Genomic DNA, 11774 nt, shown 5'->3' with positions numbered 1-11774 from the left:
TTTCTACTCATTATATATAGGATTAAAGAGCGTTATTTGGGATTGGCATGGCGATTAAAATGATGCAGTGTTTCTTTTAGCAATGTCCTGATTATATCTTGCCAAGAGGCAGGTAAGGATGATGACCAGACGACATCGATATCCCAAGTGGCTGACGCAATGTTTTCAATGGGGATGAAAGTCACATCGTGACGACTAATATGTCTAGCGCTATAGGGAACTAAGCTGACGCCAGCACCCGCGCCAACGAGAGCAATGATTGTTTGAATATCACTCGCTTCTTGGGTTGGAATCAATGATATTTTTTGTTGTTCTAAAAACTGTTCAATTTGCTGAGAAAGCCCGCTGCCTCGTTCCTTCCTAAGTGATAAATAAGGATGGGTCATTAAGAGTTGTTTAATCGATTGATGAGTTAATTGGGATGTGGAAATGGCCAGTGACAGTGTTTCTTTTTTTAACGGATAAACCGCAAAATGTGTAGAGAATGGGGTTTTAGGACGACGCAAAAAAGCAACTTGTAATTGATGGTTGGCTAATTTTTGCGACATGATATTTGACGGCATATCATCAAAGTAAATGGTGGTTTTTGGTAAATGTTCCCGTAAGCGAGCCACGAAAAATGAAGCCTCTTGGAAGATGGAAATACCAAACCCAACATAGATAGATTTAGGAAATTGAGAACTTAATTCAGAAGCTCGATTTAAAAGTTGATTCGTTTGAGACAGCACTTGCTGAGCGAAAGGAAGCAGTTTGTGACCATTTTCCGTTAATTGTGCACCGTGACGACCACGTTCGAATAACGTTATAGCAAGTTGCCGTTCTAATTGTTTAATCTGTTTGGTCAATGCTGGCTGAGTGACATACAGTTGTGATGCTGCCGTATGGTAGTTCGCTGTTTCGGCTAAAACAACAAAAGCACGTAATAATCGAGTATCCATTACGCCTCATCGGTAAATTTATCAGTTATGTTGGCTTGTAGAGACAATATATTATGTCTCTACAAGTATATTATTCATTAAAAAAGATGCGCCACTGTTATTTTGAAATTGCGACTGGCTTATCAGCAAATCTTACGCTGCGTGCATCTCGTTCATAACCCATGGTTTTAGTAAGAATGCCATACAGTTCAGGGCGTCGACCTGACATCCAGCGGCGGCCTGTCGACATAGGAAGTAAACTTAAATCCAGTTCGGCGATAACCATATCATTTTCAATTGCATCACTTTCTTTAATAATACGTCCATAAGGGTCTATGATCATGGCATTACCAGTGCGTATCTCATCATCATCTAGCCCAACACCGTTACTGAAAACATAAAAGACACCATTATCATGCGCACGAGCTGGTAGCCAACGCATTAACCAGCCGCGTCCATGTTCACCTTGGAAAGCATCTCGTAAGGCTTCTGGGGCTATCTCTCTATTTTCCCATAAAGACAGTGGGATTGGTTTCATACTATATGGACTGCGGGAATTGGTACCTCCCGTTTGATGAGGCGCTAAAATAATATCTGCGCCCAATAATGCAGTCGCACGCGGGTTTTCGACTAAATTATTATCCCAACAAATGAGGATACCTGCTTTTACCCCCCATGGCGTATCAAACACGGTATAGCTATCACCCGAGTGGATGCTAGGGTGCTCAAAAGCATGGAGTTTGCGATGAGCATGATATGTGCCATCGGGCATACAAGCGACCCAAGTATTATAACACTTATCATCTAACCCTTTTTCAATCAGCCCTACGCCAATAATCATATTGAGCTCTTTCGCTCTTTGGCGGATTGGGGTTAATGAAGGGCTATCATGTAGCGTTTCACTGAGTTGATAAACCTCTTCACTAGGCAATTTAGGTACGTGCCAATAACCGGTAATGCACATTTCAGGTAACACGAGTATTTGTACGTTCTGTGATGCGGCTTGATCGATAAAGGCATGGATCTGCTTTAGATTATCGTTTTTGTCAGAAGCTTTATGTTGAAATTGTACAGTGGCTACTCGAATGGGTGTCGACATAGTGTATCTCCTCTCTTACGGTAAAGAGATAACACCACATAATTGCACAGAGATATAATGAGATATTATCCTTTTTGATAACCAATCGTTATCGATCTAAATCAGATAATCACTTTGCTTCTGCTGAGGGCTAGTCAATAAAGGCATAATATTATGCTTCTCCAATATTAGACTGAAATGAACAGATCACGCTAAAAAACAAAAAAGTGTTATTGATAACCCAAATTAATCTTTGATCAATCATTCAAAAATGCTGTTTATGTTAATAACATGTTACCCTTCATATAAACATTAAATAAGCTTATTAAATCTATGCATATTCTCCCGATTAAATTTTGAGTTTTGGGGAATACTCTCTTATGAGATTTGTCCTAGTTTTTGATTTTTATAGGTCTGTTTTTGATTGTTTCAAAGTGATTCCTCTGTTTTTAGCCTATTCGCCACTCTCATTTGAAATATTTACTATCATTTGGTTACATTTTGTAAAGAATGTAATTCATTGAATGTAAAGAGTTATTTCTATTCATAAAAAGACTGATTATGAGTGCTAGCCATTGATTAATCTAATTTATGATAAATTTCCATCTTTAAAACTAGTTAGACCCTATTTAACTGCGTAAAACTAAGGAAAAATTAAGATTAGCGTGATTTATCATATTCTGTACTCTTTAACCGAGTATGACTTTGGTGCTAAATTCATGCTTGATAAAAGCAGATAAAATAAATAAACCACTGTCAGTGGTAAAATAGTTAGAATATAAAAAAATGAGACTTAAATGAATTTATTTGGCTATATTTTATATTTCCTCTTATATATCAACGATGAAATACCATATTAAATATAGTTGGTGTTATTTTTTATTTATAATGATCCTAGCTTCTATTTATATAGTTATACAACCAACAGTAGTAAAATGAATTAATGATAAATATCAAAATGTTAAGGTTGTTTCTTTATTTTTTTAAAAAAAGGTCGCCCAAAATGCTATAAGAATATTTACTTTAAGTGGCCTGTATTTTTTAATAGATATTCTTGATAGGTTTCGTCTAATTTTATTAATCGTATCGATCGTTATAAACAGTTTTACTTTCAAAGTGTCAAATCTATAATTAAGTCAAATTCATATATTGCATATTTAACTACTTTTTCTTAATGTGAATTACTTAAATAATAATAATTAAAAAATATTGTTTATGACGTTATCTTTTTCACTACGATAATTTTAAATGAGATCGGGTCTTAATAAATGAAAAATGTAAACCAGATCGTTGGTAAAGAAATCCGCAAAAGAAGAAAGAGTTTAGGCCTTTCTGGCATTGAACTTGCGGATCTTGTTGGCGTGAGTCAGCAACAAATTTCACGTTATGAAAGAGGTGAATGCAATATTACATTGGATAATCTACTTAATTTAGCAAAAGCGCTTGAAACAGATTTAATATGCTTTTTACATGATGATATTTTTTCGATAGAAAGTTGTGTGGAGCTAAAAAAAGAACTAAAAAAAGAACAAAAAAACAGAATTATAAAACATAGAATGGCTAATCATTACTTATAGCCTTTACATTATTATTCAGTTGTCTCTCTAAACTATAACAGAATTAATCTCTACCTAATGATCAATATCGTTAGGGAGTTTGTACGTCAGTCGTCTTTCTTAAATAGGAAAATAATATGAAATTATCTAAAATTGCTTTAGCTACCATTATTGCGGCATCATTCACTACAGGTATTGCAAATGCAGCTGTTGACCAAGGTAGTGGTGTTATTAACTTTAAAGGTAAAGTTATTAATGCTCCATGTACTCTGCCTGGTGACGGTACTGTTAACGTCGACTTAGGTCAAGTTGCAAATAAAGTTTTAGAAACAGGTAACAAATACAGCCAAAATGTTCAATATACTATTGCATTAGAAAACTGTGATTTGGGTGAAGTTAAAGGCGAAAATGGAGAAGCGTCATTCCCAGCGGTAAGCAAAGTTAAAGTGACTTTCTCAGGTACGCCTGACTCAACGAAAACTGAACTGTTAGCAAACACGGGTACTTCTAAAGGTGTTGGTGTTCGTCTGTTGAACGCTAATGGTGCAGTGATGAAACTAGGTGATACTAGTATTGAAATTCCACTGGTTGAAGGTCCAAACAAACTGACTTTCAGCGCACGTGTTGAAGCGAACGGTAGTAAAGTAGAAACAGGTAGTATCATTTCTCAAGCAACTTACGCTTTAAACTACCTATAATTTAACTCGCTATATTTCAAGTTATCTCATTATTGATGTGTATATCGCTACTTGAGTATATCGTTATTTATATTTCTACAGGTAGTTTTCATTACCATCTAAATGAAACTAGAACTATTTGAGTATATGTAAGTAACAGGTCTTTTTTTGCCTGTTACTTACCTTTCTTGGTTTGATTTGTTTACCTATATGACAGGGATTATCATGTCTTTATTGCCTCAATTCAAAGTAAATAAATTATTATTCTCCATTGTTTTAGCACTTTCCGTCTCAAGCGTGGCTAAAGCAGTCGAGTTTAATATGAATATTATTGATGCAAAAGACAGAGATAATATCGATCTCACTCAATTCTCAAATCCAGACTTTATACCTGCGGGAGAATATTTAACAGATATTACCCTTAATGGTCGTAAACTCTCTGGACAATATTTAATTAAATTCACTGAAGTTGATAAAGATACTTCAGCACTCTGTATTACGCCTAAAATGATTCAGCTTTTTTCATTGAAAAAGAAAGTCAGCGATGAAATTTTACAGCATGAAAATAATCAGTGTGTTGAATTACCTAAATCAATGGATATTAATTATCATTTTGATAAAGCTAACCAAAATATTTTATTTTCAATACCACAAGCATGGCTGGAATATGATGACCCTTATTGGGTTCCACCATCACAATGGGAAAATGGAATTACTGGTGCATTTATTGATTACAATCTTTTTGCCAATTATTCAGCACCTAAAAATAATAGTGAAACCTTTAGCGCTAGCAGTAACGGAACCGCGGGGGTGAATTTGGGGGCATGGCGTTTTCGTGCAGATTATCAATACCAATATAACCGTTCACAAGGTAAAACCAATGAACGGTTCGATTGGACACAGATTTATGCATTTAGAGCTTTCCCCGAATTAGGTGCTAAAATTTTATTGGGTGAGTCATACCTAAAAACGGATATATTCGATAGTTTCCGTTTTATTGGTGTATCACTCTTTAGTGATACTCGTATGCTACCGCCTTCGATGCGTGGTTATGCTCCACAAATTACAGGGATCGCTCAAACGAACGCGACCGTCATTATTTCTCAAAATGGGCGGGTGATTAAGCAAACCCGGGTTGCACCAGGACCTTTTAATATTCAGGATATCACTGAGGCGGTGCAAGGTACCTTAGATGTTACGGTGGAAGAGGAAAATGGAACTAAAACCCAATACCAAGTAACAGCCGCATCATTACCATTTTTGACGCGACAAGGTCAGTTTTTATATAAATTCTCTGCTGGGGAGTCGAGCCCATTTGGACATTCACAGCGTGTTGAGCCTCGATTTATCTCTGGAGAAATGTCTTACGGCGTTTTAAGTAATACCTCATTATTTGGTGGTTTGATCGCAACAATCAGCAATAACGATTACCAAGCGTTTAACTTAGGTATTGGTCAAAATATGAATCAATTTGGTGCGATTTCTTTTGATATCACTCGCACATACGCAAGATTAGATCATTTTGGCACCTATTCAGGAAACAGTTACCGCTTAAATTACTCGAAACGTTTTGAATCAACGAATTCGCAAGTCACCTTTGCGGGTTATAAATTCTCGGAAAAAGAATTTTTGACCATGCCGCAATATATTGATGCAGCGAACGGCATACTTGATTTTAGGCGGGATAAAAACGTATATACCGCATCGTTTAACCAATACATTAGTCCGTTGGATGTCACGCTATATTTTAATGCGTCTCACCATCAATTTTGGAATAGCGAATCGACCACATCCTTTGGGATGAGTGTGAGCAAATTATTTAATATTGGTGATATAAGAAATATTTCTGCCACATTCTCACTGAATAAAATCAAATATCAGGAAACAGATGATAACCAAGCTTATTTATCGTTTTCAATTCCATTAGAAAGTGGTGCTTCTGTTAGCTATGACATGCAATATGCGAATGGAGGCAAAAGCTTAAATCAATCAGTCGCGTATTACAGTGAGAATATAAATAACAATTACTGGAGCTTACGTGCTGGCGGTGATAAGCGTGAACTTGGTCGCATGGAGCCGAGTATTAGTGGTACTTATCAATATTCTTCACCTTATGGTGTGCTGAATATGAATGGTACAGATAACGTCAATTCATACCGTGCATTGGGTGGAAGCTGGTATGGTTCGATGACAGCGACTAAATATGGCGCTGCATTGCACCGTAATGGCACAAATAATGAACCACGAGTCATGATTGATAGCGGTAATGTTGCGGGTATTTCTATCGATAACGGTCAATCAGTTACCAACCGATTTGGTATCGGTGTTGCCACAAATTTAAATAGTTTCTCTAACTCTGATGTGTATATCGATATGAACACGTTACCTGATGATGTTGATGTGAATGACAACATTATTGGTAAAACCTTAACTGAAGGTGCAATTGGTTATCAAACTATTAGCGCTAATCAAGGTAAACGTATTTTGGCGGTTGTTCGTTTAGAAAATGGGAAATTCCCGCCATTAGGAACCAGCGTGATTGAAATAAACACAGGTAGAGAAGTTGGCATTATCGGAGATAACGGCATCGTATATTTAACGGGTATTAATCCAGAAGAGCAATATAGCGTTAAATGGTCAGGCGGAAATGCGCAGTGCCAATTGAATTTCACGAGTTTCTCTGAAAAAGAACAAAGTAAAGTTTTGATTCCCTGCCTTTAAAGGAAAGTGTTATGAATAAATTGTATAAAGCCTCTGTTTGCTTTTCGCTCATATTTATAGGATTACAAACAGCGTCTGCGGCAATCAATATCGACCGTACAAGGATCATTTTCCCCGGTCAGGACAAATCTGTCAGCTTAGTTATTAATAACCAAAGCAAAACGATGCCTTATCTTGCACAGTCATGGATAGAAGATGATAAGGGGAATAAAGTCTCAGCACCTTTTACTGTGCTTCCGCCTATGCAGCGCGTTGAACCGAACGCTAAAAATCAGATAAAAGTCATTAAAACTGAGGGATTGGATAAATTACCCCAAGATAGAGAATCATTATTTTATTTGAATGTCCGTGAAATTCCACCGGTTGCGGATAAAGAAAACGTGGTGCAAATTGCGATTCAGAGCCGTTTGAAAATGTTTTATCGGCCATCACAGATTGAAAACAATAGCGATAAAGTGTGGGCGAAAGAGTTGAAGTATACCCATACAGGTAATCAATTGCTGATAGAAAATCCGACAAAATACTATGTGACTCTAGGTTATTTAAGTAGCCATTCCACGAGTAATTTTCCTGGTTTTGAAAGTGTCATGATAGCCCCGATGTCAAAGGAAACGGTAACCGTACCAGCGACGCCATTTAGTCAACTGTATACAGGGTATATGGATGATTACGGTGGTATGAAAATGCTGACTTACCAATGTGCTGCATCTATTTGTCAATTATCTAAAGAAAGTAAATAGGATCCGGCCATGAGAAATTGCTACGTATCAATATGTTTTTTTATTTCTTTGCTGCTAACAGGGAATGTTTATGCAGATAGCAGCATGATGAAAGGCGACCTGAATTTTACTGGGCGTGTTGTTTCATTGCCTTGCAAGATCAGCTTTTCATCGTTAGATCAAAATATTGATTTGGGACCAATTTCTCTTAATTTCTTTCATGAAATAGGGGATAGGAGTCCTCAGCAAGAAATTAAATTAAAATTTGATGATTGCATTTTCCCTTCGTTTAATCGCGATGATAGAGAACCCGTTGTTCGGATTATGTTTATTTCCGAACCCACAGAAAGTACGGATCGTAATTTATTTGGCGGTAAAACGATATTGAAAGGTTATGGGATTAGATTAATTGATAAAAATGGCAATACAGTGCCAAACGGAGAATATCGTAATTACTCGGTTTACTTTGATGATAACCAGCAAATTACTCTTTATTCAATGTTAGAAAGCTATCTTCCTCGAAAAGACTTAACTGTAGGTAATATCAAAACACAAATTACATTGAGCATTGCCTATCTCTAATAAGGTGTATAACTCATGATACACAGATTGATTAAATACAGCAGACTCCCTGTTTTTCTGCTATTGGCATTTTTTAGTACGAGAGTATTCGCTTTAGATTGTGTGGAATACGGAACCGGAGAAGTGATTAAACCGGCAGTACCTGTCGGTCAATTAGCGATCCCCTCGGATACACCAGCAAATACCGTGATCTGGCAATCAAACCCGATGACGGTTACCGTTTATTGTGACAATGTTATAGGCGATGCCGTTGACGTTGTTCATATGTATTTCAACCCAACTTCTCAAAAATTGGGAACAGGGTTGTTATTGGGCGCGAATTATAAAGGTATTCAGCTCGAAAGAAATCAACAGAGCGTAAGCTTAGGTACTAAACCTATCCGTAAAGGGCAGAGTGTCACTGTCACTGTGACATTTTCTCTGTATATTAAGGTAACTGGTGTGGTTCCCCCTTCAGGTAATTATACGGGCGATAACCAATTTACGGTTTTCCAATTTGATGGAAGTGGAGGCATTAACTTTACACCAGGAGCGAAAAACTTAAGGTATGCGATTTCAGGATTAAAAGGTATCCGTTTTTTGAAATGCGGGGCGGAGATTAAAGTTTATCCAGAATCTCAACAAATTGATTTTGGCCAATTGATGATAACCGACCTTAACCAAGGAAAAGAGTTTAAAAAGGAATTTCAACTACAAGCGGCAAAACGAGGGTGTTTAGATAATTTCTCAATGAATGTGAGCTTTGAAACAACGGATAATCTCAATGGTGATTATGCGATTGATTTAAAAAATGGTACTAACCTCACCATATTTGACGATCAAGGTGGTCGCGTAAAATTTAACTATTTCCAGTTTTTCGGTTCTCTACCTACAGGGAGCACCTCAATCACTCGTACTTATAACGCATCGGTCAAGAAAGTAAGTGCGGTGAAAACCGGACCATTTAATGCTTCAACGATCGTTAGGATAAACTATTACTAATCATGATTTTTAAGGAGAGTATTTGTCAGGGAATGACATTTTTTAAACCGCTCAACATGCTGACGGTGACAGTAAATCGGCTATTGTTGTTAATGATATGGCCTTAAATAAAAAACGGCGACGATTGAATTTAGTCGCCGTTATTTTTTATTTATTTAACACAACGTTGGCAAGTTTGATTTTGTACTTGTTCGAAAAAATTATTGCCTTTATCGTCAACTAAAATAAAGGCAGGAAGTCCTTCAACCTCCATTTTCCAAACTGCCTCCATACCAAGCTCTGGATATTCAAGGCAACTTAAACTTTTGACGTATTCTTGCGCTAAGATGGCTGCTGAGCCACCAATACTGCCTAAATAAAAGCCACCGTGTTTTTTACATGCGTCAGTGACCGCTTGGGTTCGATTACCTTTTGCCAGCATGAGCATGCTGCCGCCATGAGATTGGAATAGATCAACATACGGATCCATACGGTTACCTGTCGTTGGGCCTAATGAGCCAGAAACTTTATCTTCGGGCTTTTTGGCTGGACCTGCGTAATAAACCATATGATCTTTAAAATATTGTGGTAGCTCTTCTCCATTATCTAGGCGTTCTTTAAGCTTCATATGTGCGATATCGCGCGCAATAATCAATGGACCGCTAAGGGAAACGCGAGTGGATACAGGATGTTTGCTTAATTCTGTCAATATCGCTTGCATTGGCTGGTTCAGGTCTATATGAACGACTTTAGCTTCATGATGTTGGCGTAAAGATTCGGGGATATATTGCGCAGGATTGTGTTCCATTTTTTCAATCCATAAGCCTTGTTTGTTGATTTTTGCTTTAATATTACGGTCAGAGGAACAGGAAATGGCTAAACCAATTGGGCAAGATCCTCCATGACGAGGTAAACGCACTACTCTGACATCATGCGCAAAATATTTACCACCAAATTGAGCACCAAAACCAAAATGGCGAGTTGCTTCAAGTAAGGTATTTTCGAGTTCGATATCTCTAAATGCTTGACCATATTGATTACCCGAGGTGGGTAAATTGTCATAATATTTTGTTGAAGCCAGTTTTGCGGCTTTTAATGTCGCTTCAGCAGAGGTTCCTCCAATCACAAAAGCGATATGGTATGGAGGGCATGCAGTGGTTCCTAATGCTTTCATTTTTTCGATCAGGAAAGCTTTTAGTTTATTCGGTTCTAAAATCGTCTTGGTTTCTTGGAATAGAGCCGATTTATTGGCAGAACCGGCGCCTTTATTCACAAACAAGAAGTGATATTCCTCTCCTTCAGTAGCAAAAATATCAATTTGAGCAGGCAAATTAGTGCCGGTATTGACCTCAGTATACATATCTAGCGCGGCATTTTGAGAAAAGCGAAGGTTCTCTTGTTTGAAGACATTATAAACACCACGAGATAAAGCTTCTGCATCATTACAATCAGTCCAAACTTGTTGGCCTTTTTTAGCAACAATGGTTGTGGTACCGGTATCTTGGCAGTTCGGTAAAATTCCTTTAGCGGAGATTTCGGCATTACGTAAAAGTTGTAACGCGACATACCTATCATTTTCACTTGACTCTGGATCAGATAATATCGCCGCTACTTGCCTTTGGTGCGCTGCTCTTAAGAAAAATTGAGAATCATAGACGGCGTGTTGAGCCAAAATGGTTAGCGCTTCCGGTTCAATTTTTAAGATCTCTTTACCTGCGAATGTCTCTACAGAAACGTATTTGTCACTTAACTGATAATATTCAGTATTGTCTACAGATAAAGGATAAGGCGGTTGATAAAAAAATTCATTATTAGACATGTTATTTACTCACATATTTATCCAATGGAATCGTGTAATAGCCCCAATAAGGAGCTTCTGTTTATTCATAATTGAATGCTGTTTCTGCTAGCCTAAAAATGTAAGAGGAATGTGCTGCGGCTAAAAGAGATGCGATTATGAATAGCGGATGCCTATCTATTTATTTTTAATAAGATGATTGTATTCAGTTAGATGTGGTCAATAACATGACATTGATTAATATTATCGATATTACATTTCATTTAAGTGAAAAGTTTGCGAGAGGTCACAGAATAAATAAAGCAGGATTTATTTTGAGCCTATGTTATTAGTGTTACTGACTATCTATTTTTGAAATTCAATTGCAAAAAATGTATTGATAATATGGTCGAGCAGAGCGATTTTTAACTTTTATGTATCCCTATTGTCTATTTTTTTCATAGAGTTGTATTAAACTTTAATCAGTATTCATGCTGTTTATGTTATGAATAATGAAAATCTAACTTAAGTTGCCTTTATGATTATCTTACAAAGGGTTGCCGATTCATGTTGCTATGGTTAAGTGGCTTATTTTTTTCGTAAAGACAATAATTTCATTGAGTTTTCATAACGAAAGGCAAACAAAATGCTGAAAATGGCTTTCAATTTGAGCAAACAGTGTTTATCATGCACCACTTAATGAAATTTAAATGGCGCTACTGGTTTTGGGCTTTGCTGGGGAAGATAAGAAGAGTCAATCTCCGATAAGCTTACACAGTCTTTAACG

9 protein-coding genes are annotated in these 11774 nt (G+C 37.0%); 6 read left to right on the top strand and 3 right to left on the bottom strand.

Features of this window, described 5'->3' with window-relative positions:
* Positions 1-32: 32 nt before the first annotated feature.
* Both ACWPW6_RS16340 and ACWPW6_RS16335 read right to left on the bottom strand, forming a co-directional pair.
* Complete coding sequence (locus ACWPW6_RS16340) at positions 33-938, bottom strand: LysR family transcriptional regulator (protein WP_249999400.1); 906 nt, start codon at positions 936-938, stop codon at positions 33-35.
* Between the two features lie 97 nt (positions 939-1035).
* Positions 1036-2016: a nitrilase family protein gene (locus ACWPW6_RS16335; RefSeq protein WP_154622748.1), complete on the bottom strand. Its 981-nt coding sequence runs from the start codon at positions 2014-2016 to the stop codon at positions 1036-1038.
* A 1247-nt stretch (positions 2017-3263) separates the two neighbouring features.
* On the opposite strand from ACWPW6_RS16335, the gene ACWPW6_RS16330 reads away from it, so the two are divergent.
* From ACWPW6_RS16330 to ACWPW6_RS16305, 6 genes are all read left to right on the top strand, one after another.
* On the top strand, positions 3264-3572 hold the full coding sequence (locus ACWPW6_RS16330; RefSeq protein WP_154622062.1) for a helix-turn-helix domain-containing protein: 309 nt from the start codon (positions 3264-3266) through the stop codon (positions 3570-3572).
* A gap of 116 nt (positions 3573-3688) precedes the next feature.
* A complete protein-coding gene (locus ACWPW6_RS16325; RefSeq protein WP_163863100.1) occupies positions 3689-4249 on the top strand; it encodes a fimbrial protein in 561 nt (186 codons plus the stop codon).
* A gap of 204 nt (positions 4250-4453) precedes the next feature.
* Positions 4454-6949, top strand: coding sequence for a fimbria/pilus outer membrane usher protein (locus ACWPW6_RS16320; protein WP_208852753.1), 2496 nt, complete (start codon positions 4454-4456; stop codon positions 6947-6949).
* 11 nt (positions 6950-6960) lie between these two features.
* Positions 6961-7689 (top strand): fimbrial biogenesis chaperone, encoded by a 729-nt coding sequence (locus ACWPW6_RS16315; RefSeq protein ID WP_154622064.1) that lies wholly within the window; start codon positions 6961-6963, stop codon positions 7687-7689.
* A gap of 9 nt (positions 7690-7698) precedes the next feature.
* Positions 7699-8250, top strand: coding sequence for a fimbrial protein (locus ACWPW6_RS16310; RefSeq protein ID WP_154622065.1), 552 nt, complete (start codon positions 7699-7701; stop codon positions 8248-8250).
* A 15-nt stretch (positions 8251-8265) separates the two neighbouring features.
* Positions 8266-9231 (top strand): fimbrial protein, encoded by a 966-nt coding sequence (locus ACWPW6_RS16305; protein WP_154622066.1) that lies wholly within the window; start codon positions 8266-8268, stop codon positions 9229-9231.
* Positions 9232-9382: 151 nt separating this feature from the next.
* On the opposite strand, the gene ACWPW6_RS16300 is transcribed toward ACWPW6_RS16305, so the two are convergent.
* On the bottom strand, positions 9383-11029 hold the full coding sequence (locus ACWPW6_RS16300; protein ID WP_196713660.1) for a fumarate hydratase: 1647 nt from the start codon (positions 11027-11029) through the stop codon (positions 9383-9385).
* Between the last annotated feature and the right edge of the window lie 745 nt (positions 11030-11774).

The organism is Providencia sp. Marseille-Q8014, from assembly GCF_965112055.1.
The sequence above is the reverse complement of the archived record's forward strand: the minus strand, read 5'-3'. Positions and strand labels throughout refer to the sequence as shown.

Excerpts from the sequence above, each read along its gene's own strand:
- ACWPW6_RS16340 (WP_249999400.1), bottom strand. The coding sequence starts at position 938 with ATGGATACTCGATTATTACGTGCTTTTGTTGTTTTAGCCGAAACAGCG.
- ACWPW6_RS16335 (WP_154622748.1), bottom strand. The coding sequence starts at position 2,016 with ATGTCGACACCCATTCGAGTAGCCACTGTACAATTTCAACATAAAGCT.
- ACWPW6_RS16330 (WP_154622062.1), top strand. The coding sequence starts at position 3,264 with ATGAAAAATGTAAACCAGATCGTTGGTAAAGAAATCCGCAAAAGAAGA.
- ACWPW6_RS16325 (WP_163863100.1), top strand. The coding sequence starts at position 3,689 with ATGAAATTATCTAAAATTGCTTTAGCTACCATTATTGCGGCATCATTC.
- ACWPW6_RS16320 (WP_208852753.1), top strand. The coding sequence starts at position 4,454 with ATGTCTTTATTGCCTCAATTCAAAGTAAATAAATTATTATTCTCCATT.
- ACWPW6_RS16315 (WP_154622064.1), top strand. The coding sequence starts at position 6,961 with ATGAATAAATTGTATAAAGCCTCTGTTTGCTTTTCGCTCATATTTATA.
- ACWPW6_RS16310 (WP_154622065.1), top strand. The coding sequence starts at position 7,699 with ATGAGAAATTGCTACGTATCAATATGTTTTTTTATTTCTTTGCTGCTA.
- ACWPW6_RS16305 (WP_154622066.1), top strand. The coding sequence starts at position 8,266 with ATGATACACAGATTGATTAAATACAGCAGACTCCCTGTTTTTCTGCTA.
- ACWPW6_RS16300 (WP_196713660.1), bottom strand. The coding sequence starts at position 11,029 with ATGTCTAATAATGAATTTTTTTATCAACCGCCTTATCCTTTATCTGTA.